Origin of the sequence: Nocardia transvalensis (genome assembly GCF_015477765.1) — a bacterium.
Lineage (GTDB): Bacteria > Actinomycetota > Actinomycetes > Mycobacteriales > Mycobacteriaceae > Nocardia > Nocardia transvalensis_A.
Genome location: NZ_JADLQQ010000006.1, coordinates 135,056 through 159,801, shown reverse-complemented (window position 1 = coordinate 159,801; position 24,746 = coordinate 135,056). Strand labels below are relative to the sequence as shown.

Here is a 24,746-nt window from a genome sequence, read left to right as displayed (position 1 = left end):
CAGCCGCCCAACGTCCCCTCTCCGCTCACCAACACCGAGCCCGAAAGCAACCTACGGCCTGGCGACAACCAACCCTGTTGCCCTCCACCACGTTCGACGCACCACCGCACTGGCCACCCACGCCCGAACTCAATCCCCCACAGGCACGAGATACCGCACAGGAAACGAGAACGGATACTTCCCAGGCAGATCCTCAACAGGCTCGATCAACACATGCTCATCGTCTTCGCGCTCGACCACCCGGAAGATCAAGACCCCACCCTGCAGGGTCCGCACAAGATCACCGACTTCGACCACACCTAGAGGGTATACGAACATATGTTCGATTCAATGCTGATCTCGCGCGTCGAGATTCCTGGCGCCGATTCCGGACAGCGACGCCCTGGACATGGAGATCCCTCGGTTCCGCCTCGTCATTCTTCTGGTCAGACGGCGAGGGTGGGACTGGCGTTACCAGGAAAAACTCTCCCTTCCCCCGGACTCGGCACCGCAACATGCTGGCTATCGGAACCGGGAGGCGCGCAACCGTCTTCTGCCACGTCCTGAGCGTCCAAGCCATCCAACCGACCGAACCGGCAGAAAGATTGGAGAGCGGCTATGCAGTCATCGGCTGTCGTCATACGTCCTGCCGCTGCCAGCGAAGCACGGTTCGCTGCGGTCGGCGTCTACTCCGGTTTCACGGTCCGAGTCCGTGGCCGTCTGGATCGGATTGCCCTATCGGAAGCGTTTCGGGCTCTGCAACAGTCCTATCCGGTGTTGTCCTCCCAGTTCGGCGCCGCCGCCGGCACCGATACAAGCTTTGCGCCACTTGCGCACGCCGTCACCGAAAAACTCGCCCACGACCTCGCCGCCGGGATCATTCAGCGATCCGCCCTGCGCGCCCCCGGCGAGCAGACCACACCTTCCGCCGTGCAGCTCGATGCGACGAACTGGGGAAAAATCCCCCCGCTGCGCACCCCCCAGGGTCTGACCATCGAGGATTTCGTACCTACCGGCTACATGATGAACCCACACATGGCACCGATACTTCATCCGCCGAACGTCCGTAGTATTTACATCATCACCACGTTCAACGGGCAACTCACCATCGACTCCAGCATCATCGATCCTTGCGTCAGCGTGCCGGTCGACCGGATCCGCGCAGTCCTCACAGACCTACCGCGCTGATTCACGACTACAACGGCAACCGGAGGAGGTCAGCATGGCACAGCTCGACGCCGCCGCCCGCGAGCTCCTCTCCCGGCCGATCTACGGCTGGGTTACCACCATCCGCCCGGACGGAAGCCTGCACAACACCATGGTCGCGCTGGAAATCGACGGCGATGACATTCTCATCAGCGCGACCGTAGGCAGCGCCAAGGAGCGCCACGTACGCCGGGATCCGCGGGCCGCGGTGAGCGTTGTGGACCCTTCCAACCCTTTCCACTACGTGAGTATCTCCGGCAATGCACGGCTCGAGCATCAGGGAGTGGACGCCGTGCTGGACCGGTTGGCGGAAAAATACGATGTAGAGAAAGCCCAAGACCCGCCCGGCTCGCAACGGGTCACTATCCGCATCACGCCTGACCATGTCCTCCGTCTCGGATGAGACGTGTTTGTTACCGTCGCGACCGTTCACCGTGAGCCCGGCTGGCGACCTGTTCGACGAAAGTCTTTGCTCGACAATCGGCATACCGGCCGTTCGCCACTCCCAGTTCAGTGGGCGGGCTTGCCGAACCAGCGGGAGAGGTGGTCGTTCAGGTCCTGCTGGTGCTCGCCGATCCAGGCGACGTGGCCGTCGGGGCGTAACAGGATGGCCGGAACATCCAGTGCCGCAGTGGGATCCGCGATGAGGTCGACTCGGTCCGACCAGCCCTCGACGGTCAGGCGTTCGGTGCGGTCGAGTACCAGGCCGCGGCCCCGGTGGAGTTGGGCGTAGAGGTGGCCCTGTTTCAGGTCGATGTCGCGCAGGCGGCGGCCGAGAAGGTCGGGGCCTGAGCCGAAGTCGTAGCGGATGTCGATAGCGGTGATCTTCTCGATCAGATAGCGGTTCACCTCGTTGAAGTCCATCAGTTCGGTGAGCAGCCTGCGCACGGCCTGCGGGCCCGGTTCGGTGGACAGCAGTTCCATCTGGGCGCGGGTGTTGTCCAGTACGTCTGCGGCGACCGGATGACGTTCGGTCTGGTAGGTGTCCAGCAATGTTTCCGGCGCCCAGCCGCGGATCTGTGCGGCCAGTTTCCAGCCGAGGTTGACTGCGTCTTGCACGCCCAGGTTCAGGCCCTGACCGCCGATGGGCGGGTGGATGTGCGCCGCATCGCCGGCCAGCAGCACCCGACCGACTCGATACCGCTCGGCCAACCGGGTGGCATCGCCGAAGCGGGACAGCCAGCGCGGGGAGTGCACGCCGAAATCGGTTCCGGCGATGGCGCGCAACTGTTGTTCGAAATCCTCGAGGGTGGGCGGTTCGGCGCGATCGCTGACTCCCGCGGCGGGGACCACGACGCTGTAGACCCGTTCGCCGAAGGGCCGGAGACTGATTCGCTTGGTGGTCCCGCCGATTTCGGCTACCTTGGCGGCGATCTCCTCCTGCGGCACACCCACTTCCATCTCGCCCATCAACGTGTCGTTTCGCGAGGGCTCGCCGGGGAATTCGACGCCGAGCAGTTTGCGCACCGTACTGCGCGCGCCGTCACAGCCGACGAGGTAACGCGACCGCAGCCGCTGTCCGTCGGCCAACTCGACGGTCACGCCCTCGTCGCCCTGCTCGAAACCGGTCACCGCACAACCGCTTCGGACCTGCGCACCCAGTTCGATCGCATGGTCTTCGAGCAGCTGATTGATGACCGGCTGCGGGATGCCCAGCAGATAGGCGTGCGCGGAATCCAGTCCCTCGGGCGCGGGTTTGGCGATGGCGGCGAAGATACCGCCGACCGGACGCCGTCTGGCGCGTTCGAGAATGCGATCCAGCAGTCCGCGCATCGCCATCAGCTCGAGGCTGCGCATATGCAGACTGACTATGCGGATGAACGACACGGGTTCGGTTTCCTTCTCCAGAACGAGAACCCGCACATCGTGCAGCCGCAGTTCGGCGGCCAGCATCGCACCGGTCGGCCCACACCCGGCAATGATCACATCGAACATGAACCGCCCGTTCGCCGAATTCTCATACCCAGTCGTCGTGCGCCCCCGTCGTCAGGCGCGGCCGCGTGTGCACGCGTCTCGCTGATTCCGAATTTCCGCAGGTCCTGGCATCGGCCGCCCATTGTGCGGCACCCCGCATCTTGCCGCAAGCGAAATATGTCGAGTTGATATTCGCTACCGCGGCGGTTCTCGTCGTGCCGCCGACTCCACCCCCGGGTCCCCTGGGACAGAGTGCCGACGGTGGGTTGCCTCCACCGTCGGCACCAACGTCTGGCTGGTGGTCGGTCGTCGCTCGTAGTCGGTTCTAGGTGGCGGTGAAGGAGTTCTGGTACCCGAGGTAAGCCTCGATGACGGAGGCTTCGGTGGTGTATTGATCGCCGAAGCGGTCGGGGTTCCAGTCGTCGGCGGGGGTCAGGTTGCTGGTTCCGTGCAGGAGTATGTCGGTGAGGACCTTGGCGTAGCCGGGGCCGTGGGTGAGCCCGGCTTCGTTGTCTCCGGCCAGGACGTAGAGGCCATCGACGCGGGCGATCGGCCCGACCAATGCCCGCCAATCGGGGGTGTAGCAGGGGGCGCCGTGCTTGATCGAGATGCTCGATTGCCGGGCCAGCACCGGCATGGCAGTGTCGGCGCGCGCGGCCACTCGCAACAGTTCCCGCACACCGTCGTAGGGGATTTCATCGAGTCGTTCCGGCACCGGGGCGTCGAGGAGGATATTGCGCGGGTATGTGTCGTAGGTGCCGCCCCAGAGCAGGCCACCGTCGTGCCAGCGCACCCACAGCAGTGTTCCGCCGTCGGGCTCCTCGGGAATCAGGCCCGACAGGAACAGGGCGGGCAGGGTGCTGGGCAGGTCGAGGTTCTCGGTGATGATCCGCGAGGTGATCTGCGGTGCGGTGGGCAGGAATACGCCGAGGGACCGGAGCAGTCCGTTGCTCCAGGCGCCCGCGGCTACCACGACGGCATCACAGTCGATGGTTCCGGTAGCGGTCTCGACGCCGACGATCCGGCCGCCACGGGTACGCAGCCCGGTGACCGGTCGCCGCGAGTCGACCACACCCGGGTGACGGTGCAGCCGCTCGGCGAGGGCCGCCCCGACCTTCGGGGCGAAGACCTGCGCGCCACCGGGTTCGAACAGCCCGCCGTGTATGGCACTGCCCGTGACGAGGCCGTGGGTCAGTGCCTCGACCGCGGCCGCATCCAGGACAGTGGCCGACTCGCCGTACTGCCCGCGGTTGTCGCTGATTTCTCGCAAGGAGGACGCGCGGACGTCCAGCCACAGAATGCCGTTGCAACGCAGGTCGATATCGCGGCCTTCGGCTTGGAGTCCGGCGTAGTACTCCAGTCCGTAGCGGGTCACGGCCTGCTCCGCCTCGAAGGGAGTCCAGCTCGCCAGGAACCCGGCACCGGCTGCGCTGGTGCCTTGAAAGAGCCCGTCGCGTTCGAGCAGCCGAACACTTCCCGCGCCGGCTTCGAGCAAGTGCAAGGCCATTGTGCACCCAAATATTCCGCCACCGATGACGACGACGTCGGAATGATCGGACATCATTTTTCCTAAGGGTCGAGTGATATTTCGATACCCCGGGGCCCTCGGGATGGAACCGACCCTAGCCGACTCGCACCTCTGCTCGCATATGGCAATTTTCCGCGGATCCCGAAACGTGAGTAGTACTCACGTTTTGGTATATGGCCAGCTTGGAGCTAATAGGCGGGGCCGACCGGGGAAGTTATCGAATGAAGATCACGGAACGGAATTCGACATGGCTCTCACGCCCTCCGGGCGCCATGTCGCGCTCGATCTTCCCGTCGCAGTCGTCGCCGCGGAACAGTAGCGCCTGCCGATCGGTGTTGTTCTCGACAAGCCCTCGCCCCTCGATGCGGTAGCAGTGGTTGTTGCGGGGATCGGGCAGCCGCTGCGGGTCATCGTGGTGGGTGTAGGTGAAGATGCCCTTCGCCATGTCCGTGTTGGACGGGTCGGGATCGGCATCGGCGCAGGCTGCCCCGCCGAAGGCCGAGGCGAGAACCGCACCGGCCGCAGCCAACTTGCCACCGATGTGTTTCATGGTCTGCCCTTCGTCGAATCTGCACTCACACATCTCGGGAAACGTGATCTCTCCCGGACCGCCTGTGGGCCGCGCCAGGAGGGTGATATCGGCCTGGCCAGTCGACGTCGACGAGACCGATGGTATCAGCCCGATGCTGGCGTGGGGTTACGAAATACGTTGTACCACAAGATTATTAGTGGTAGGCGCGGTAACGTCCCCGCGAGGCGATCGACTCCGTTCAGCTCGGCTGGAAGAACTCGAGCATTCTCCGGCCGACGTCCGGCGATGTCAGGATTTGCTTTCTCGAGCCTGGTCGGTCGGGCGAGCGCCTACGGAACCGGGATCATTTCCGGGTGCAGCAAGGTGGCGGGGGCCTTCGGGAGATCGTCGTATCGACCGAGTGTCGTGTCGAAGAAGGTGCGCAGGTAGCCGCGCTGCAGATCGAGCGAGGCCCGCGGGTCGATGGTGCCGACCATCTCGGCGGCGAAATCGGCGGGCACGATGCCCGCGGCGGCCAGGGCGGGAACGATCAGCTGGTTGTCGCAGAACGAGTGATGCTGCGAGCCGTCGAGCCGGAATTCCAGTTTCGGTCCGCGAGCGGCGGCCCAGAACTGCTGCCAGCTGGGGTCCTGGGCTCGTCCGTGATCGGTACCGCCGATCAGTACGAACGGGCGGTCCAATCCGTCGGTGAGCACCGAACCCCACAGGGAGCCATCCAGATCCACCCCGGCGGCGACGCGCCGATCATCGTGCATCACCTGGGCCGCGGTGGCGCCACCGAGTGAATGCCCGAACATCGCGATCTTCGACAGATCGAGTATTCCGGCGAGATTCGCGGGCAGCGGATGCCCGTCGGCGTCCGGGTCGGCGCCGGCGCCGAGGTCGGCCAGCCGGTCGAGGACGAATCGCGTGTCGGCGACGCGGACCTGCATCGCCTGTCCGATCTGCGCCTTGGCCTGATCGGTATCCTCGGCCTGCGGCAGCACGCTCTTTTCGAGCCGTCCGCCGGGGAATTCGGTCGCCAGCGATTCGTAGGTGTGGCTCATGGCGACCACGACGAATCCGTGACTGGCGAGATCCTCGGCCTGCGCGGTACTGGCCTCCCGCGGCATGCCCATGCCGGGGGAGAACAACACGATCGGCCGCCGCCCACCGGCGCTGTCCGCAGCCGCATCGACCCGACCATGGCTGGGCGCCAACGTCCACGACCCCGCGGTCGGCGGGCCGATCTCGGCCAAGCCGTCTGCGTAGGCCCGGGCCACCTGTTCGGAAAACCAGGGCCGCACCGGCATTGCCGCCCGATCGGCGGCGGGGTACCAGATGCTGACCATCAACTCGCGTGCACGAGCCGGGACATACGGATCGTGACGAGACGGATCGACCAGATGCAGATCCACCACGCCGATCGCATCGTCGCCGGTCGGCTCAGGCAGGGTAACGACCACCGATACCTGTTGCGATGGCACCGGTTCGGCTCGGGCAACGACGCCAACCGAGGCCGAGGCCGGCAGCACAATCAATAGACAACGAAATACCCTGCCCAACAAGACAATCCCCTCCCAGGCCTCGACGGTGCTCGCCTTCGACCGGCTCAGCCTAGCCCAAATCCCCGCATGGATGGCACCGCGACTGTCGTCGGCTGCAGTCAGCCTCTGGTGTGCTTGCGCTGGTTGGCATTGAAGCGCGCCTTCTTCTGACGGTTCCCGCACGTGTTCATGTCACACCATTTGCGGGTGCGACTTTGACTGGTGTCGAAGAAGGCGGCTCGGCAGGTTGGCGATGCGCACAAGGCCAATTTTCCGTCTCGTTCGCCTGCGATGATGCTGATCGCGTCGGCGGCGATTACGCCTAGGGCATCTTCTACGCAACTGAGTCGCCATTGACGATTGCCCTCGGGCGTCAGGATAGCCGCGGCCCGACCCTGAATGCTGCAGTCATTGATGACTTGAACAGCAGACGCGGGGAGAGCGTCTCGGATCGCGGCCGCTGTCGCGGCGGCGTGAATTGATTCCCTCAGTTCGCGAGCGCGTTCGAGCTGGGCGGTGGTGCAGGACTCCACCGCGAGACCGTTCACTGCCAGCCAGTCGACGAGTCGCTGCGGCGTGGGAATGCGCTCCACAGCGTTGCCCTGACGCTCCGTCAGAGTCGCCGTGAAGCTGGTCGCCAGCACGCTACCGAGGCGAAAGTCAGGGAACCCAGCACGCATGGAACCACCTTAGCTGGTTGCACGCTGGCATGAAGACATGTTAGAACCGTCTAAGCCGGTTCACGGAAGGTCGTAGCCGGTTCCCCGATGGCCAGGAGGTCTCATGCTCCGTCCAACCAGCGACGTGCAAGCATTCGAAGCCCACGCAACCGACGCCGACCTCGACGATCTGCGCGCGCGATTGGCCGCGGCGCGGCTACCGGAGGCCGAGACGGTCTATCGCGCCGCGCCCGACCCGCGCCGATGGGAACAGGGCGTTCCTCTCGCCGACCTCGTCGACGTCGTGAACTACTGGCGCACCGGGTACAACTGGCGGCCGTTCGAAGAGCGCCTCAACCGGATCGGCCAGTTCCGCACGACCATTGATGATCTGGGAATCCACTTCCTGCACCGCCGATCCGCGCGTGCAGATGCCACTCCTCTGATCTTGACGCACGGCTGGCCGGACAGCATTGCTCGGTTCATCGATGTAGTCGACGAGCTGGCAGATCCGAAAGATGCAGACGCGCCGGCGTTCCACGTCGTGGTCCCGTCGCTACCAGGCTTCGGTTACAGCGATAAGCCGGCCACCACCGGGTGGGGAACCGAAAAGATCGCGGCCGCATGGGTGGAACTGATGGGAAGGCTCGGCTACGGCAAGTTCGCAGCCCACGGCGGCGATTGGGGAGGCAATATCACCACCGTGCTCGGCGGCAGGTTCCCGGCGCACGTTCTCGGCATCCACACAACGTTCGCGGAGGCGCCGCCCGGATTGACAACGGACGGGCTGACGGCGGTCGAGCGCAAGTGGACCGAGGAAACCCGCGATTTCTGGCGCCATCGCGCGGCGTACGCGAAACAGCAGGCGACCCGACCGCAGACCATCGGCTACTCGCTCGTCGACTCACCGGTCGGGCTTCTTGCCTGGATCCTCGACAAATTCGCCGAGTGGACAGATACCGAAGACAGCCCGTTCGAGACGATTTCCAGAGACCGCGTTCTCGACGACGTCACCCTGTATTGGCTGACGCGGACCGGCGCATCGGCGGCCCGCATTTACTACGAAAGCCACAACTCGCTCGACCCCGAACTTCGGGTCGACGTCCCGTCAGCACTCACTATGTATCCCCGCGACGTCGAGAAGTGCCCGCGCCCCTGGGCACAGGAGCGGTACCGACAGATCGTCCGATGGAGGTCGCCCGAAAAGGGGGGACATTTCCCGTCGCTGGAGGTTCCCGAGTATTTCGTCAAGGACCTGCAAGAAGGCCTCGCGGCAGTGCTGGCCGCTAATCCGTAGCCCAATTGTCGATTTGGGCGCCGCGCCCAGCAGGTTTGCGCCGGTGAGGTCCGCCTCGTCCGGGCGGGCATTCGACAGGTTCGCCCGTTCGAGGGTCGCGCCGGTCAGATTGGCGTGGCCGACTGGAATACGATGCGCAAACCGCGATCACGGTGATCGGGCGGCGCAACATCGCCCACGACATCGGCGAACGGGTTCGGGCCTGCGCAGGGATCGGCCCGTTCCTGCGATCCGCATTGAGAGAGACGACCGCGCGAGCTCGGCCATCACCTCGGCCACCGTCGCCGCGTCCACCTCTGTCTCCAGTCCATCGCGCGGGAGATCCAGCCTACGAATCGGACGAGAACAGCTCTTTGCACACGCTCGCAAACTCCGAGAAGGTGAGCTTGCCGTTCCGATCGAGGTCCCTCTCGGCCATGAGCCGCTCGGCGTCGGGCCCCTGCGCTCCGAGCGCTCGCAGCATGGCCTCGAGCTCACTCCGGTCGACAGAGCCGCTCCCGTCACGATCGAAGATCCGGAAAACCGTCTCATAGTCGTGATCGGCAGCCATCTGCTACTCCCCTCTTCGAGCCTGCAAAGTTCGGAGTATGGCAGATCGCAGGCCATCCGTTCGCGCGCAGCAGCAGTTCGAGGGCAATTACTCCACGCGTAATCGACCGAAGGGGAAGGCGGGCTGATCATTGGCTCTGCCGGTCGACGAGACGGAGGAGACCATGACGGAAGTCGGAACACTTTTTGCCATGCCGGACGAAGTGCTCGCCCTGTGGAACGAGCTGTCCGGCGCGGAGATGCTCCGGGCTGTGGTCGATGGCCGTATCCCATTCTGGTTCCGAGAGCAATACGACCTACTCGGTCTGCGTATTCGTGGTGCGGAACCCGGGCGAATCGAGATGGACTGGGAGCCAACCGATGCGGTGCGCAACGCCGTCGGCGGAGTCGACGGCGGTTATATCGCAATGGTTTTCGATCAACTCTGCTGTAGTGCGGGCGCCAGCCAGGCCGACCGCTGCTACCCCATGCTCACGCTGAGCCTGAATATCGACTATCTGAAGCCGGTCCGTCTCGGCCGCACCTACCGCGCGCACGGCGAGCTCGTCCACCCCGGGCAGCGCCGGATGGTGGCCAACGGCCGACTGTTCGATCCCGACGGCACCCTGGCCGCCCAAGCCACCGCGACGATCACACCCGACCGCGCCGTCGCCGACCTGATGCAGCGGCAGCGCGCCACATAGGTTCCCACTCCCCGCCGAATGCGGGAAACTCCCGAATCTCGGGTTCAGCAGCCCGGAAAAAGAAAGGGAAAGGAGTACCTACTCCTTTCCCTTTCAACATATAGCGCACCCGGGGGCTTGCGGCAAGACCCGGGTCATGGCGCAAAATCGCTGGCCGAAGCCTGAACCTGCGGAAATGGGAGTCATGAATCACACGGGATCCGCGAACCACGGACGGGAGGGGCATATGTCGGCTTACGAAAACGAATTGCGGTCCGAGCGGAGCTACGTGGCCGGGCTCTACGCCCGCCTCGACGCCGAGCGCGCGCGAGTGAAGGGCAGGTACAGCGCGGCGCTGCGAGGCAACGCGGCGCTCGTGGAACGAGATGCCGAGGTGCGTGCCCTGGCCAAGGAGGTGAAGCGGCTCGACGTGGCCGACAACGGGCTGTGCTTCGGCCGATTGGACACCGTGTCGGGCGAACGCTCCTACATCGGCCGGATCGGCATCTTCGACGAGGAGAACGAGTTCGAACCGTTATTGCTCGATTGGCGGGCACCGGCGGCGCGCGCGTTCTACGTCGCCACCGCCGCGAGCCCGGAGAACATGCGCCGCCGCCGCCAATTTCACACCCGCGGACGACGATTGGTCGATTTCACCGACGAGGTGCTCGGCCGCCCCGGCGGGGGCGAGCGGGGCGATGCGGCCCTGCTCGCGGCGGTCGATGCGCCACGCGGCGAGGGGATGCGCGACATCGTGGCGACGATCCAGGCCGAACAGGACGAGATCATCCGGCTCGATCATCCAGGGGTGCTGGTGATCGAGGGTGGCCCGGGTACCGGGAAGACCGTGGTGGCGCTGCACCGCGTCGCGTACCTGCTCTACACCCGGCGCAAGCAGATGGAACGCCATGGTGTCCTGGTGGTCGGGCCCAATCCGGCATTCCTGAACCACATCGATCGCGTGCTGCCGTCGCTGGGCGAGTCCAATGTGGTGTTCATGACCCCCGGCGACTTCGTGCCCGGTCTGCGCGTCACCGCCGAGGACACTCCCGATGCCGCACGTCTCAAGGGCTCGCTGAAGATCCTGGACGTACTCGCGGCGGCGGTCGCCGATCGGCAGCGGCTACCGGAGCATCCGCTGCCGATCGAACTGGCGGACCTTACGCTGCGGATCGACGCCGACACCGCGGAGTGGGCCAGGGAGGAGGCGCGCGCGAGCGGGCTCCCGCACAACGAGGCCCGCGCGGTGTTCCGCGAGATCGTCACCTACGTACTCACCGAACGGGCGATAGCCCGGATCGGCCGGGGCTGGCTGACCCGGGCGGACCGCGAGGCCTGGGAACAGCTGCGGGCGGACCTGCTCGAGGAACTCGCGGACAACCACGAGTTCACCGCCGCGCTCGACCAACTCTGGCCGATACTGACGCCGGAAACGCTCCTGGCACAGTTGTATTCGTCTCCTGAGCGGCTGCGCGCGGCGGGTGCCGACCGGGCTCTGTACCGCGCCGACGGCAACGCTTGGACGGTCTCGGACGTGCCGCTGCTCGACGAACTCGTCGATCTGCTGGGCCGCGACAAGCCGGCCGACCAGAGCGCCGAGCGGGAGCGCACGGCCCAGGCCGAGTACGCCGCGGGCGTGCTGGACCTCATGGTCGGCCGCGAGGACATGATGGACGACGAGGACCACCTGTTCGCCCAGGACCTGCTCTACGCCGAGGACCTGGCCGACCGCTTCCTCGAGCGCGACACCCGTGAACTCGCCGAACGCGCTGCCGCAGACCGTGATTGGACCTATCGGCATATCGTCGTCGACGAGGCGCAGGAGCTATCGGAAATGGACTGGCGGGTGCTGATGCGCCGCTGCCCCAGCCGATCCTTCACGGTCGTCGGCGACCTCGCCCAACGCCGATCGGTGGCCGGAGCACCATCATGGGGCACGATGCTGGACCCGTATGTGCCCGGCCGCTGGCTCTACCGCTCACTGTCGGTGAACTACCGCACCCCCGCCGAGATCATGACCGTCGCCGCCGCCCTGCTCGCCGAATTCGCCCCGGGAGTCCACCCACCGGAGTCGGTCCGCGCCTGCGGCGTCCAGCCCTGGTCCAGACGGGTCACCGAGGACGAACTACCCACGGCCATCGAGGAATTCGTCCGCGACGAGGCCGACCGCGAAGGCACCAGCATCGTGATCGGCCCGCCGGGTATGCCGGGCACGGTGACCGCATCGGAGACCAAGGGCCTGGAGTTCGACGCGGTCCTCGTCGTCGAGCCGGAACGAATCCTCGCCGACGGCCCCCGCGGCGCCGCCGAACTCTACGTCGCCCTCACCCGCGCCACCCAACGCCTCGGCGTCCTGCACCGAAACCCGCTGCCCTCCTGCCTCACCGGCCTCATCGAAACCGGCACACCCGCCCACGCCGGGAATCGACGGTCGGTGTGAGCGATTCAGGTTCTGTTGAAGTCCGCGGCGGTGGTGAGGAGGGTGGTGAGCTGGGTGATGATCGCGTCGCGGTTGTTGTCGAATTCCGGCCCGGTCAGGCCGAATTCGGGGAGGCCCTGGAGGACCGGGACGTGGATGTGGCCGCCGGGGATGGGGGCCGCTTCCACATCGCGTAAGAGAGTTGCGCGGTAAGCGATTTCGTTGGAGAGATAAGTACCGCCGCCGCCCGCTCGGGCGATCGAGCCCGGCGGCGGGCCGTCGGGCATGGGGATGCTCGGCAAGGCGGGGAAGTCACAGGTCGTGATGACCGGCAGTGGAGGGAAGAAGGGTGGGGCGATATCCACAGTGGTGTTCACCTTGACCACGAACGGGCCGGGAACGGCCGCCATGTCGGGCAGCGGCAATGTCGATCGCGTCCATTGCGGTTCCGCGCCCGCGGCAGCCGCGGTGTTGGGGATCTGGCCCAGGTAGCAGGCGGATTCGTTGTCGACCTTTCCGCCGCGCCAGGCTCCGTTGGTCTGCTCGAGGTCGAATTCGCCCGGGCTGCCTACGCTGACCGTGGCGAAGAGGTCGACCTGGTCGGGGCCGTCGGTCAGCCACGGCCGCAGGGTCTGCTCGACGATGCCGTTGCCGAAGTCGCGCCAGCGGACCGGGAACAGCGCGGTGGCGAATTCGACTCGGCCCTGGTCGGTTTCGACGACTCGGCCGTCCAGCGCCAAAGCTGCCGCACCCGACGGGTTTCCATTTCTGATGTCCGCGTCCAGCTTGAAGGGGTCGAAGCCGGTGACCAGGACGTGCCGGGTGGTCGAGCGGGGTGTCGAGAAGGCAATGGCATCCCGGCCGCGGCCGGTTCGGTCGATGGCCGCGACGAGATCGGCGCGTTGGCGTGGGGACAATCCGAACGAGGACTGCCACTGCTGCACCGCTGCCACTTCGGCCAGCCGCGCCCAATACAGGGGCCGATCATCGCTGGCGGACAATGAGCCGCTCGGAACCCTGCCCTGGGCCCGGTCCACCGCGTGGCGCCACAGCCGTCCCGCATCGGTGGTGGCCAGTTCGAGCGCCGAAGCATAGTCCGTCGTCGCGCAAAGATCCGACACGAACGACCGCACGAGGTCCGTGAAGCCACCGCCTTCGATCAGCTCACCCGGCTCGGGCCTGTGCAGCCGCGCTTCCTCCGGACCGAGCGGGATCGACTCATCGATGCAGTCAGCCGTGGGGACCGGTTCCATGGTGCCGTCGCCACCGGCCGACACGGCTGCCGCGGGCCCGCCGAGCACACCCATCGCGATCAGCGGTATGACAACAGTCGCCAGTCTCCTGCGGATAGTGCTCAGCAACGACGTTCCTCCCAGCGCATCAACGAACCCAGCTCGGCCACAACGTGGCCCAACGCATACGTCAGATCTACCAGACGGAAGTATTTGTCACTGCCGTTATCGACGGGTGAACCGGAGTGTGACAAGCTGGAAAGGCCGCAGCCGCAAACGAACTCCCGTGCCCTCCGGGACCGCGGCGCCGTCCCCGGGCAACGGCCGTTCCAGCAAATCGCAGACCTGGAACCCGTCGACCTCGAAACCGGGCGCCACCAGCGCCGAGGCCCGGCCACCGTGCGCCTCGTAGACGCGGAGCACGACATCGCCGCTGCCGTCGTCGGCGAGTTTGACAGCGCTGGTCACCACGGCATCGTTATCGATGGTGAACAGCGGCTCGACGGCTTCGGCGACACCCGGTCGCAGCGGTGTGAGGTTGATGCGGTACCCGGCACGCACGGCGTCCCCGATCGAGGCGCCCGGGACCAGCGAATGCCGGAAATGATGCGTCCCGTGATCGGTTTTCGGATCGGGAAATCGGGGCGCCCGCAACAGCGAAGCCCGCAGTGTCGTCGTCGTCCCGCCATCGGCCCGGACGGTGCGGGTGACGTCGTGGCCATAGGTGGAATCGTTGACCAGCGCCACACCCCAGCCCGGCTCGGCGAAGTGGACGAACCGGTGGTTGCAGGCTTCGAACTTCGCGTACTCCCAGCTGGTGTTGGTGTGGGTGGGCCGGAACAGATGTCCGAACTGGGTCTCGGAGGCATAGCGGTCGGCGTGGATGTCGAGGGGGAAGGCCAGTTTGAGGAACTTCTCGGTCTCGTGCCAGTCGACAGTGGTCTCGATATCGAGGCTGCGCTCTCCCGCCCGCAGCGCCAGGGTCTGTTCGATTTTGGAGGACCCGAACGAGCGGCCGATCCGGACCGCGGACGAATCATGCTCCGCTACAACGAAATCCGCTTCGTCGAGGTCGGTGACCCGGTTTCGATAGAACAGGTCGACATCCCATGCGTCCCAGGAATTGGGGAGGTCCTGGTGCAGTTGCAGCAGGTTCGCGGCCGAATCCGGCGGCAGCGTCTCACGCTCGTCGACGAGGTCGAACACCGACACGACGAGCCCACGCGCATCCACTTCGACCCGCACCAGGCCGTTGTCGAGGACGAACCCGCCGTCGACCCGTTCGGCCACCGAGCACGGTGTGTCCGGCTCCGCCGGCGCGGCTCCACCGGCGGGAACCGATCGCCACGTGTGCGGCGTCGGATTGAAGATGTTGGGTCCCACCCGCTCACCGCCGAGCACCCACTGGGCCCGCTCGATGATCGCCGTCAGCTCCTCGGCCACCGCCGCGTACGTCTGCTCCGCTTCCCGATGCACCCACGCGATCGACGAGCCCGGCAGGATGTCGTGAAACTGGTTCAGCAGCACCGTCTTCCACATCCGGTCCAGTTCCGCGTAGGGGTACTCGACGCCCGTGCGCACCGCCGCCGTCGCGGCCCACAGCTCGGCTTCCCGCAGCAGGTGCTCACTGCGGCGGTTACCCTGTTTGGTCTTCGCCTGACTCGTCAATGTGGCGCGATGCAACTCGAGGTACAGCTCCCCCACCCACACCGGCGGATTCCGGTACTCGGCCTCGGCGCGGGCGAAGAAGTCGGCGGGTTTGTCCCACGACACCTTCGGCGAGCCCTCGAGGTTCTTCATCCTGGCGGCCTTGGCCACCATCTCCCGCGTCGTCCCGCCGCCGCCGTCGCCCCAGCCGGTCGGCGCCAGCGACATCGATGCGCGGCCCTTGTCCTTGAAATTCCTTGCGGCATGCGCGATCTCGCGGCCATGCATGGAGCAGTTGTAGGTGTCGACCGGCGGAAAATGGGTGAAGATCCGGGTTCCGTCGATCCCCTCCCAGAGGAAGGTGTGGTGCGGGAACCGGTTGATCTGGCTCCAGGAGATCTTCTGTGTCAGTAGCCATTCGGATCCGGCGGCCTTGATGATCTGCGGCAGCCCGGCGGCGAATCCGAAGGTGTCGGGCAGCCATACCTCCCGGTTGTCGATACCGAACTCCTCCAGGAAGAACCGCTTACCGTGCACGAATTGCCGCGCCATCGCCTCGGAGCCCGGCATATTCGTATCGGACTCGACCCACATGCCGCCGGTCGGCACGAACCGTCCCTCCGACACCGCCTGCTTCACCTTCGCGTAGACCTCGGGCCGGTGCCGTTTGATGAAGTCGTATTGTGCCGCTTGGGACATCGCGAAGATGAACTCGGGCTCGTCGGCCAGCAGCGCGGTGATATTCGCGGTGGTGCGCGCGACCTTGCGCACCGTCTCACGCAGCGGCCACAGCCACGCCGAGTCGATGTGCGCGTGCCCGACCGCGGAGATTCTGTGCGCGGACGGCACCGCAGGCTTGGCCAGTACGTCGACCAGGTGGGAGCGCGCCGCCGCGGCGGTGGCGTTCACGTTCTGCAGATCCACGGCGTCGAGTGCGCGCTCGATCGCACGCACGATGTCGTAGCGGCGGGCCGAATCCTCGGGCATCTCGTGCATCAGCTCGCCGAGCACCTCCAGATCCTGCACCAGCTGCCAGACCTCTTCGTCGAAGACCGCCAGATCCAGCCGGCCGAACCGGTACTGCGGCTCGGTTCCGGCAGTGGCCTTGTCGCCGAGCCCGGTCGGCGAGAAGAAGGGAATGACCGGGTTCGACGCCGCCTCGACGTGCAACACCACGTGCTCGCCGCCGACCGCCGGTGAGGCCACCCGCACCCACGGACTACGCGGATGCAGCCCCTTCACCGGCGACCCGTCCGGCCGGTAAACCAGTCCCTCGCACTGGAACCCCGTCATGTTCTGATCGAAACCGAGGTCGATGATCGCCTCGACCGTCCTGCCCGCCCACGCGGCAGGCACCGTCCCCTCGACCGTGAGCCAGCTGGTCCCCCACGGCGCGCCCCACCTGTCGCCGGACCGGATCGGCGTCCGGGGCGCGGCCAACCCCTCGGCAATCGGCACCGGCTCATCCGGCGCAACCCAGATGGACGTGCTCAGCGGCACCGACTCCGGATAGATCGCCGGAGTGATCCGCCCGAGCACCCGCCCGAGACGGTCCTCGACCAACCGACGATCATCATGCATAGCGGCAGCTCCCATCGGCCCGGTCGTGATCGACGAATTACCCCCATTCTCCGCGCCGTGCCGACGGCCACCCCAGCCGACATGCTCAGGCTCGAATCCGATCGTGGTTGCCGATGAAATCCAGGAAGCGCGGAATCGCCTGATCGGGACCATTGTGCTCGGCGCCTTCGGGTGGGCGGCGATCACCGGCAAGGCATCGGGGTCCTACCATCGGCTCCTGCGGAATCCGCCCTCGGAGTCGATGACCTGGCCTACGACCCAGCGCGCATCGTCCGATACCAGCCAGGCGATCAAGCGTGCCGGATCGTCCGGCTGTCCCACCCGACCACGCGGAAACGCCGCGCGGACTTCCTCGATCACTGCGAGATCGCGGTCGGTGGTGTCGGCCGAGAGGAATCCGGTGTCGACCGGACCGGGGTTGACGGTGTTGAGAACGATGCCCCGATCGATCAACTCCGCGGCGATCGTTGCGGTCATTCCTGCCAGTACCGACTTCGCGGACCCGTAGGCCACTTCCGTCCGCATCGGGCCCAGATGCTGGCCCGACGTCATCCAGATCACGCGGCCCCTGTCCGGCACCTCGCCGCGGTCGGCGCGGTACTGCTTGGCGAAGGCCTGGGTCAGCAGCAACACCGAGCGCGCATCAACGGCCCAGTGACCGTCGAGCATCGCCGCATCGATATCGAACAACGACCCGTCGCCACCACTGCGAGCGTGGTTGGCGACCAGGATGTCGACGTGCCCGAACTCCGCGACCGCGTCGTCGATGACGCGTTGGGGCGCGGCGGGATCGGCGTAATCGATGCCGCGGTCGATCAGCCGAGGTGCCGCCGATAGTTCCTGCCGTACCGAGTCGATGTCGTCGGCGCCCCACGGCTGGGCCTCGTCGTGGGGAACCCAGTGGGTGATGTAGAGCTGTGCGCCCATCGCCGCCAGTCGACGGGCGACCGCGAAACCGATCCCCCGTCGCCGACTTACCCCGGTGACGACGGCAACACGTCCGGACAAATCGCGTGAGTACGACATAGCCGATAGCCAACAGAATTCAGTCGAGAAAGAAAAGGAGAATATCTACTCCTGACAGCGAGGATGTGAGCGTCGTTATACCCGATCACCTCAATGATCTTGAATAATCGGAACGTGCCGCCTACCAGGACATTCTCCTACGGCTCGGACGCCGATAACGTCGCCGACGTCTATCTGCCCGCCGACGCGGGCGCGGCCCCGCTGGTGCTGTTGCTGCACGGCGGCTTCTGGTATGCGGGCACCTACGACCGGAAGATCACCGAACCGGTCGCGGAGGCGCTCGCCCCGCTCGGCTATGTGGTGGCCAACGTCGAATACCGGCGCATCGGAGACAGCGGTGGGTGGCCACTGACCTTCACCGATGTGGCTCAGGCCGCCGACACGCTGCCCGATCTGATCGACCACGAGCTGCCCGGCCGCATCGATCCCGGACGTATCGTCTACGCCGGACATTCGGCGGGCGGACACCTCGCCTTGTGGGCCGCCGCCCGCCATCACCTGCCCGCGGATGCGCCGTGGCGGACCGAGGCGCCGCCGCGGGTCACCGGCGTTCTCGGGCTGGCTCCGGCCGCCGATCTGGCGATGACCCATCGCTTGGGTTGCGGCAGAGGGGCCGCGGCCGCGTTGATCGGCGGCGGTCCGGAAGAGTTTCCGGACCGATACGCCGCCGCCGATCCGGCCGTCCTGGGTTCCCTCGCCGCCCGTGCCCTCGTCGTCCACGGCGATCAGGACGAGGACGTGCCTATCGACATAGCCCGGTCCTATTGCGCGAGGACCGGCGCCGAACTGATCGAACTTCCCGGTATCGCACACCGGGAACTGATCGAACCCGCCTCGACCGCCTGGCCCGCCGTGGTGTCGGCGTTGGAGCGCTGTGCGGGGTGAGCGGATCGTCACAGGTGTTTGGTGAAGAACACTCTGCGGCGGCCGTTTTCGATCGCGCGGTGGGTCTCGACGTATCCGCGGCGGGGGTAGTAGGCAATGTTCTCGGTCATGGCCTCGTTGGTGTAGAGCCTGATTTCGCTCAGGTTATGCTGTCGCGCAAAGCTTTCGGTGAACTCGAGTAGTCGGCGACCGAGGCCCGTGCCGCGGACATCCCGCGATACCGCGATGTTCTCCAGCAGCAGATGGTCCGGGTGCACCTCGAGCACGAGAATGCCTACGATGACATTCGCCTGCTCGGCCACCCACACCTCGCCCGCCTCGATCAGCCGGGCGTAATCCGCGGTCATCGGCGTCGGTTCCCGGCCCATTCGTTCGACGTAGTGGGCGTAGGCCGTGCGGACCAATTTCGACACTGCCGCAGTGTCGTTCGGATGCGCTTGCCGGATGCGGATCGTCATCCCTACAGTCTTGCCGCTCAGTCGATCATGCGCGGCGGCCGAGCGGTTCGGCCGCCGCGCTGCGACTGCTCAACGCAGGCCGCGGAAGAATTCGCGGACGTCGGCGATCAGCAGGTCCGGCTCCTCGAGGGCCGCGAAGTGGCCGCCGCGATCGACATCCACCCAGTGCGTGATGGTGTTGGCGGCTTCGGCGTAACGACGGATGCCTACGTCGTGGGCGAAGACGATCGCGCCGGTCGGCACGCCGGAATTCGCGGGCTGCATGCCCCAGCCCTCGGCTTGCGCGTAGCCGACGTAGGCCGCCGATCCGGCCGTGCCGGTGAGCCAGTAGATCATCACGTTGGTCAGCAGCCGATCGCGGTCGATGATCTTGTCCGGCAGGACATTCCGCGGGTGGGTCCACTCCCGGAACTTGTCCATGATCCAGGCCAGCTGACCGACCGGCGAATCCACCAGACCGTAGGCCAGGGTCTGCGGACGGGTCGACTGGATCGCGATGTAGCCGAACTCCTCCCGCATGAATGCCTCGATTCGGCGCACCCTGTCACGCTCGAGGTCGGTGAGCTGGGCCAACTCCTCCTCCGGCAGCGGCACCTGCGTAATCTGGTCGAGCCCACCGTTGACGTGCACGCCGATCACCTGTTCGGGTGCGACCCGACCCACCGCCGGACTCACCCCCGCACCGATGTCACCGCCCTGCACGCCGTAGCGCTCGTAACCCAGCCGCCGCATCAGTTCGGCCCAGGCGCGCGCGATGCGTTCGGCGGTCCAGCCGGAATCCTTGGTGGGACCGGAGAATCCGAACCCCGGCAGCGACGGAATCACCACGTGGAAGGCGTCCGCGGCCTGGCCGCCGTGCGCGACCGGATCGGTCAACGGGCCGATCACATCGAGGAATTCGACGATCGATCCCGGCCAGCCGTGGGTCAGCAGCAGCGGCACGGCATCCGGCTCGGCCGAGCGCACGTGCAGGAAGTGGACGCGCTGCCCGTCGATCTCGGTCGTGAACTGCGGGAAGGAATTCACCTGTGCCTCGGCCGCGCGCCAGTCGTAGTCGGTGCGCCAGTATTCGACCAGTTCGCGCAGCCAGTGCGTCGGCACGCCCGTGTCCCAATCGTCGCCCGGCAACGCCTCGGGCCAGCGCACGCTGTCGAGCCGCGCACGCAGGTCGTCGAGTTGCTGCTGCGGGATGTCGATCCGGAAGGGGCTGATCTCTGTGCTCATGAGAACGACGGTAGGAAGGACCTAGGACGATTACTGCCCTAGGCGCTGAGGCAGAATGCGCGGTGTGTTGGAGACCTCGGCGCGACTACTCGAACTCTTGTCACTGCTGCAGACGCCCCGGGACTGGACCGGCGCCGAACTGGCCCAGCGCCTCGACGTCGACGTGCGCACGGTCCGCCGGGACATCGATAAACTGCGCAACCTCGGCTATCCCGTCCATGCCGTCGCGGGCGTGGCCGGATACCGGTTGGGTGCGGGCACGAAATTGCCGCCCCTGCTGCTGAACGACGAGGAGGCGGTCGCCGTCGCCCTCGGATTGCGCACGGCCGCGGGCGGCACCATCGCCGGGATCGAGGAGAGCTCGCTGCGCGCGCTCGCCAAACTGGAGCAGATCCTGCCCACCCGGCTGCGCAGCCGGGTCTCGGCATTACAGACCGCGACGGTGCCGATGTCGGCCGGAACCCCGGCCGTCGATCCGGAGGTGCTGACCGCGATCGCCGCCGCCATCCGCGACCGTGAGCAAGTGCGGTTCGACTACCGCACCCACAACGGGGCCGAGATTCGCCGCACCGCGGAACCGCATCGACTCGTACACACCGGCAGGCACTGGTATCTCGTGGGCTGGGACGTCGAACGCGAGGACTGGCGCACCTACCGCGTCGACCGGTTGCATCCGCGAATTCCCAACGGGCCGCGGTTCACCCCGCGCGAGACACCCGATATCGATGTGGCCGGTTTCGTCTCGCGGGGAATCAGCACGGCTCCGTATCGCTATCAGGCGCGCATCATCCTCGAGGTGCCGGCGGCGGTGGCGGCCGACAGCATCCCACCCACCATCGGCGTCATCGAGGCGGTCGACGAGCACAGCTGCCTGCTGCACACCGGATCGAACTCACTGGACGAAATTGCCGTCTACGTCGGGCTTTTCGGCTTTCCGTTCCGCGTCCACGAGCCACCCGAACTCGTCGATCACCTGCGGGGGCTGATCCAGCGCCTCAGCGCGGCGATCGATTAGCTCGCCGGAACGGCGGCGACGGCGTCGATCTCGACCAGGGCGCCGGGTACCGCCAGACCCGACACCCGGGCGACAGTGAGGGCGGGCGGATTCGGACGCTGCCCCCATACCTCCCGGTATGCCGCGAAACCGTCCTGCAGCGGCTCCCCTTCCTGCACCAGGATCGTCCACTTCACCACGTGCTCGATGCTCGCCCCGGCCGCCCGCAGGCAGCTCTGCACATTGGTGAACGCCTGGCGGGCTTGGCTTTTCAGGTCGGTCCCGACGAGCCGACCGGCACCGTCGACACCGTTCTGCCCGCCGACGTAGATGGTGTCCGCCCCGGCCGAGACCCGCACCACCTGCGTGTAGGCCGGGTTGGTCGGTAAATTGCCGGGATTGAAGTAGGTCGCAACCGTCATGGGCGCACCCTAACCGCTCGCGCCGGTGGCGTTCGCGGAGTTCGAGGCGGGGGGCAACGGTTTCGGCACGTGTCAGCCGGAGACGCGCGCCGCCTCGGGAACGGTGGCGTCGCGAATGATCCGCAGCCCCGCGACGAGGTCCGCGCGCTGCTGCGTGGTGAGCAAGCCGTTGAACCACTGATCCACCACATCCAGGTATTCGGGCAGCACCTTGGCGATGCGGGCGGCCCCGGCATGTGTGAGGACCGCATAGGAGCTGCGGCGATCGGTGGGATCGGGCTCGCGCCGCGCCAGCCCGTTGCGTTCGAGACGATCGACCATGCGGGTCACGCCGCTGGTCGAAAGCTGGCTCTGCGCAGCAAGATCGGTCATGCGCAGCCGCGTGCCCGGCGAACGGCTCAGCCGCATCAGCGCGGTGAAGTCCAGCAGCGACAGGCCGTTCGCCGTCCACGTCGTCTCGAGTTTCATCCGCAGTCCTCGGCCGGCCTCGAACAGCAGTCCGACCTCGGTGAGCCGAGGGTCGTCGAACAGATCCGCATCGTGCATGTGAGCACTCTAACAATCCCTTGCCGCGAGGATAGTTGACACGCGGAATACTACCTTCAGCGCGGCTTGACCTCGGCGAGCAACTCCGGTCCCCGAGCGTCGAGGCGCTTCTCGGCTTGCCGGGCGGCCACCGCCGCGGTGGCGAGACCGATGGCGATACCGACCGGCACCGCGCACCACTGCACCAGCCAATTGTGCAGGTAGGCACCGACTCCCAGGATCGCGAAGACCGGCACGCCCAGCAGCAGCTGACCGAAGCCGACCGCCAACTGCACCAGCCCGCGGGAACAACCGGGATTGCCCCCGCCACCGGCGAACGGGTTGCCCCGTTGCTGCGGAAGCGGATACGCCGCGTACAGCGACAGCAGCATGGCGGTGCCGATACCGACACCGAGCACCACCGGCAAGATCGACAGACCCCACGGATACAGCTTGGGCAGGCCGACCACGACGGGCAGGACCAGCGTGAGCAGCAACCCGAACGGCCCGACGATCAACAGCCACGCCAGCATCCGACCGCGCACGTCGGCTCGGGTCGCTCCGGGGGTGACCAGCGTCTGCCACAGTGCCGTGCCGTCGAAGGCGTACATATTGGCGCTGGCCATCGCCGCCACCCACACGACGAACGCACCCGTGAACGGCAGGGCTCCCCCGTTGCCCTGTATCGCCCAGAACATCGGCAGCACGACGCCGATCAACATCAGCGGCAGCAGCGCGGCGCGGCGGCGGCCGTCCCGCCACCAGGTGCGCAGTTCCTTGACGATCACCGCACCCAGCGGGTCGGCCGGAATGAATCTATCCAGCAGACCCTCGCCGACGCGGCCGCGCACCTGTCCGGCGGCGGCCTCGGGGGTGGTGAGCCGCCGACGCAGCAAGATCGCCCACGCCTGCCAGAGCGCGACCGACAACACGACCAGCCCGGCCAGGGCGAGCAGGCCGAACCACCACCGGCCGCGCGCGGCGGCCTCGACGGCATACGGCGCCCAGCCCGACGGCGGAATCCGCAGCGCCAACTCCACCGGTCGCGACGCATGCTGCAACCGGGGCGCCACGAAGGTCACCAGCAGTTGCAGCGGGTAGTACGCCAGACCGGTCATCGCGGCCAGCACCACCCCGAGATCCTTACCGCGGCGCGAGCGCATGGCCGCGCCGATCCAGGCCAGCAGCACGCGCGAGAGCACGACCACGAAAGCCAGCTGCAGGATGGCGCCGACTACCGCGAAAAGGGTTGGCAGAACTCCGAATTGGAGGCCCACCAGGACCAGGCCGCCGAAGGCGATCAGGTTCACGACCGCCGACGGGCCCGCGAAGGCGGCGGCCAGCAGCCCCGCGGCCAGCTCGCGATAGCTCAGTGGCAGCAGCCGAAAATGTTCGGGCTGCAGGGTTTCGTCGCTGCTACCGGCGAGGACGGGGCCGCAGATCCAGCCCAGTGTCCAGACGGCATACAGCGCGGCGGTGGCATTGGTCGCGGCGCGCACATCCCAGTGGGCTCCGGCCAGCGCCATGAGCAGTGCGGTGATGATCGCGGCGGCCAGCCCGAGGACGAGGCCGAGCCAGAACGCCACCGAGGCCCGGCCGCTGCTCATCGAGCGCACGGTGAGCCGCCATCGCATGCGGATCAGGACGCCAACCACGCCAGCCCCTCGTCGCCGCCGATCCGGCCACCGACCAGCCGGACGAATGCCTCCTCCAGGGCGCCCTCGCCGCGGATCTCGGCGACGGTGCCCGCGGCGACCACCTGGCCGCGGTTGATCACCGCGAGCCTGTCGCACAGGTTCTCCACCAGGGCCATCACGTGACTGGACAGCACCACCGACCCGCCGGCGGCGACGAAGCGCTGCAGAATGGTGCGAATCGTCCTGGCCGACACCGGATCCACGGCCTCCAGCGGTTCGTCCAGCACCAGCAGCTTCGGCGCGTGCAGCAGGGCGGTGGCCAGGCCGATCTTCTTGCGCATACCGGCGGAATAGTCGACTACCAAGGTGTTCTCGGCCTCGGTGAGCTCGAGGACCGCCAGCAGTTCCTCGGTCCGCTCGGCCACTGTCGCGGGCGCCATTCCACGCAAAAGCCCTGTGTAGGTGAGCAATTCGCGCCCGGTGAGCCGCTCCGGCAGCGCCAGGCCATCGGGCAGCACGCCGACGATGGTCTTGGCATGCACCGGGTCCGACCACACGTCGAACCCGAAGATATGCGACTGCCCCGCATCGGGCCGCAACAACCCCACGGCCATCGACAGCGTCGTCGTCTTACCGGCCCCATTGGGACCGACCAGTCCGAAGAACGACCCCGGCGGCACCACCAAGTCCACCCCGTCGACAACCCAGGGCCCGCCGAACCGCTTGTACAACCCGGTCAACCGCAGCGCCGGGGAACTCTCAATATCCATTACTCCCCTCCTCCGACCCACCGTACGACATCCGCCCACCATACGGAATCGATCTCCCCGTCCGGACCTACGAT

Annotated in this window: 23 protein-coding genes and 1 pseudogene; 7 read left to right on the top strand and 17 right to left on the bottom strand. The window is 66.6% G+C overall.

Annotated elements, in window-relative coordinates; all coding sequences use genetic code 11:
• Nucleotides 1-129: 129 nt before the first annotated feature.
• Nucleotides 130-297 carry a hypothetical protein gene (locus IU452_RS18660; RefSeq protein ID WP_195110369.1) on the bottom strand — a complete coding sequence of 56 codons (168 nt, stop codon included), beginning with the start codon at nucleotides 295-297 and terminating at the stop codon, nucleotides 130-132.
• A gap of 300 nt (nucleotides 298-597) precedes the next feature.
• On the opposite strand from IU452_RS18660, the gene IU452_RS18655 reads away from it, so the two are divergent.
• Nucleotides 598-1,167, top strand: a complete 570-nt coding sequence (locus tag IU452_RS18655) for a phthiocerol/phthiodiolone dimycocerosyl transferase family protein (RefSeq protein WP_195110368.1) — start codon at nucleotides 598-600, stop codon at nucleotides 1,165-1,167.
• Nucleotides 1,168-1,201: 34 nt separating this feature from the next.
• On the top strand, nucleotides 1,202-1,588 hold the full coding sequence (locus IU452_RS18650) for a PPOX class F420-dependent oxidoreductase (RefSeq protein ID WP_195110367.1): 387 nt from the start codon (nucleotides 1,202-1,204) through the stop codon (nucleotides 1,586-1,588).
• Between the two features lie 107 nt (nucleotides 1,589-1,695).
• On the opposite strand, the gene rox is transcribed toward IU452_RS18650, so the two are convergent.
• From rox to IU452_RS18625, 5 genes are all read right to left on the bottom strand, one after another.
• Entirely contained in the window at nucleotides 1,696-3,120 is a 1,425-nt protein-coding gene (gene rox, locus IU452_RS18645; RefSeq protein ID WP_195110366.1) for a rifampin monooxygenase, read from the bottom strand.
• Between the two features lie 304 nt (nucleotides 3,121-3,424).
• The gene (locus tag IU452_RS18640; RefSeq protein ID WP_267467589.1) at nucleotides 3,425-4,660 is read right to left on the bottom strand and encodes an NAD(P)/FAD-dependent oxidoreductase; all 1,236 of its coding nucleotides are present in this window, start codon (nucleotides 4,658-4,660) and stop codon (nucleotides 3,425-3,427) included.
• Nucleotides 4,661-4,841: 181 nt separating this feature from the next.
• Nucleotides 4,842-5,177 (bottom strand): hypothetical protein, encoded by a 336-nt coding sequence (locus IU452_RS18635; RefSeq protein ID WP_195110364.1) that lies wholly within the window; start codon nucleotides 5,175-5,177, stop codon nucleotides 4,842-4,844.
• Nucleotides 5,178-5,488: 311 nt separating this feature from the next.
• The gene (locus tag IU452_RS18630) at nucleotides 5,489-6,604 is read right to left on the bottom strand and encodes an alpha/beta hydrolase family protein (protein ID WP_195110363.1); all 1,116 of its coding nucleotides are present in this window, start codon (nucleotides 6,602-6,604) and stop codon (nucleotides 5,489-5,491) included.
• A 200-nt stretch (nucleotides 6,605-6,804) separates the two neighbouring features.
• Nucleotides 6,805-7,365, bottom strand: coding sequence for a CGNR zinc finger domain-containing protein (locus IU452_RS18625; RefSeq protein WP_195110362.1), 561 nt, complete (start codon nucleotides 7,363-7,365; stop codon nucleotides 6,805-6,807).
• Between the two features lie 103 nt (nucleotides 7,366-7,468).
• Between IU452_RS18625 and IU452_RS18620 the strand changes: the two genes are divergently transcribed.
• Nucleotides 7,469-8,641, top strand: a complete 1,173-nt coding sequence (locus IU452_RS18620) for an epoxide hydrolase family protein (protein ID WP_195110361.1) — start codon at nucleotides 7,469-7,471, stop codon at nucleotides 8,639-8,641.
• 33 nt (nucleotides 8,642-8,674) lie between these two features.
• Here IU452_RS18620 and IU452_RS39520 read toward each other — a convergent pair.
• Together IU452_RS39520 and IU452_RS18610 are read right to left on the bottom strand one after the other, a co-directional pair.
• A pseudogene (locus tag IU452_RS39520) lies at nucleotides 8,675-8,749 on the bottom strand (pentapeptide repeat-containing protein); the annotation flags it as partial.
• Between the two features lie 220 nt (nucleotides 8,750-8,969).
• Entirely contained in the window at nucleotides 8,970-9,191 is a 222-nt protein-coding gene (locus IU452_RS18610; protein WP_195110360.1) for an EF-hand domain-containing protein, read from the bottom strand.
• A 190-nt stretch (nucleotides 9,192-9,381) separates the two neighbouring features.
• Here IU452_RS18610 and IU452_RS18605 point away from each other — a divergent pair, with 190 nt between their 5' ends.
• On the top strand, nucleotides 9,382-9,873 hold the full coding sequence (locus IU452_RS18605) for a PaaI family thioesterase (protein ID WP_195110359.1): 492 nt from the start codon (nucleotides 9,382-9,384) through the stop codon (nucleotides 9,871-9,873).
• Between the two features lie 226 nt (nucleotides 9,874-10,099).
• On the top strand, nucleotides 10,100-12,292 hold the full coding sequence (gene helR, locus IU452_RS18600) for an RNA polymerase recycling motor ATPase HelR (RefSeq protein WP_195110358.1): 2,193 nt from the start codon (nucleotides 10,100-10,102) through the stop codon (nucleotides 12,290-12,292).
• A gap of 5 nt (nucleotides 12,293-12,297) precedes the next feature.
• Here the strand turns inward: helR and IU452_RS18595 are convergent, their stop codons facing one another.
• From IU452_RS18595 to IU452_RS18585, 3 genes are all read right to left on the bottom strand, one after another.
• Nucleotides 12,298-13,632 (bottom strand): hypothetical protein, encoded by a 1,335-nt coding sequence (locus IU452_RS18595; protein WP_228818235.1) that lies wholly within the window; start codon nucleotides 13,630-13,632, stop codon nucleotides 12,298-12,300.
• 96 nt (nucleotides 13,633-13,728) lie between these two features.
• Nucleotides 13,729-16,731, bottom strand: coding sequence for an alpha-mannosidase (locus IU452_RS18590; protein ID WP_195110357.1), 3,003 nt, complete (start codon nucleotides 16,729-16,731; stop codon nucleotides 13,729-13,731).
• Between the two features lie 204 nt (nucleotides 16,732-16,935).
• A complete protein-coding gene (locus IU452_RS18585) occupies nucleotides 16,936-17,739 on the bottom strand; it encodes an SDR family oxidoreductase (protein ID WP_228818232.1) in 804 nt (267 codons plus the stop codon).
• Nucleotides 17,740-17,871: 132 nt separating this feature from the next.
• Between IU452_RS18585 and IU452_RS18580 the strand changes: the two genes are divergently transcribed.
• Complete coding sequence (locus IU452_RS18580; RefSeq protein ID WP_324192696.1) at nucleotides 17,872-18,642, top strand: alpha/beta hydrolase; 771 nt, start codon at nucleotides 17,872-17,874, stop codon at nucleotides 18,640-18,642.
• 8 nt (nucleotides 18,643-18,650) lie between these two features.
• Here the strand turns inward: IU452_RS18580 and IU452_RS18575 are convergent, their stop codons facing one another.
• Together IU452_RS18575 and IU452_RS18570 are read right to left on the bottom strand one after the other, a co-directional pair.
• Nucleotides 18,651-19,100: a GNAT family N-acetyltransferase gene (locus IU452_RS18575; RefSeq protein WP_195110354.1), complete on the bottom strand. Its 450-nt coding sequence runs from the start codon at nucleotides 19,098-19,100 to the stop codon at nucleotides 18,651-18,653.
• Between the two features lie 69 nt (nucleotides 19,101-19,169).
• On the bottom strand, nucleotides 19,170-20,324 hold the full coding sequence (locus tag IU452_RS18570) for an epoxide hydrolase family protein (protein WP_195110353.1): 1,155 nt from the start codon (nucleotides 20,322-20,324) through the stop codon (nucleotides 19,170-19,172).
• A gap of 64 nt (nucleotides 20,325-20,388) precedes the next feature.
• Between IU452_RS18570 and IU452_RS18565 the strand changes: the two genes are divergently transcribed.
• Nucleotides 20,389-21,339 carry a helix-turn-helix transcriptional regulator gene (locus tag IU452_RS18565; RefSeq protein ID WP_195110352.1) on the top strand — a complete coding sequence of 317 codons (951 nt, stop codon included), beginning with the start codon at nucleotides 20,389-20,391 and terminating at the stop codon, nucleotides 21,337-21,339.
• Here the strand turns inward: IU452_RS18565 and IU452_RS18560 are convergent.
• From IU452_RS18560 to IU452_RS18545, 4 genes are all read right to left on the bottom strand, one after another.
• Complete coding sequence (locus IU452_RS18560) at nucleotides 21,336-21,740, bottom strand: RidA family protein (RefSeq protein WP_195110351.1); 405 nt, start codon at nucleotides 21,738-21,740, stop codon at nucleotides 21,336-21,338. The two genes, IU452_RS18565 and IU452_RS18560, sit on opposite strands and share 4 nt — an antisense overlap.
• Before the next feature lie 72 nt (nucleotides 21,741-21,812).
• A complete protein-coding gene (locus IU452_RS18555) occupies nucleotides 21,813-22,286 on the bottom strand; it encodes a MarR family winged helix-turn-helix transcriptional regulator (RefSeq protein WP_195110350.1) in 474 nt (157 codons plus the stop codon).
• Nucleotides 22,287-22,342: 56 nt separating this feature from the next.
• A complete protein-coding gene (locus tag IU452_RS18550) occupies nucleotides 22,343-23,920 on the bottom strand; it encodes a hypothetical protein (RefSeq protein WP_195110349.1) in 1,578 nt (525 codons plus the stop codon).
• Nucleotides 23,905-24,672 (bottom strand): ABC transporter ATP-binding protein, encoded by a 768-nt coding sequence (locus IU452_RS18545; protein ID WP_195110348.1) that lies wholly within the window; start codon nucleotides 24,670-24,672, stop codon nucleotides 23,905-23,907. The genes IU452_RS18550 and IU452_RS18545 overlap by 16 nt, the downstream gene beginning before the upstream one ends.
• Nucleotides 24,673-24,746: the final 74 nt, after the last annotated feature.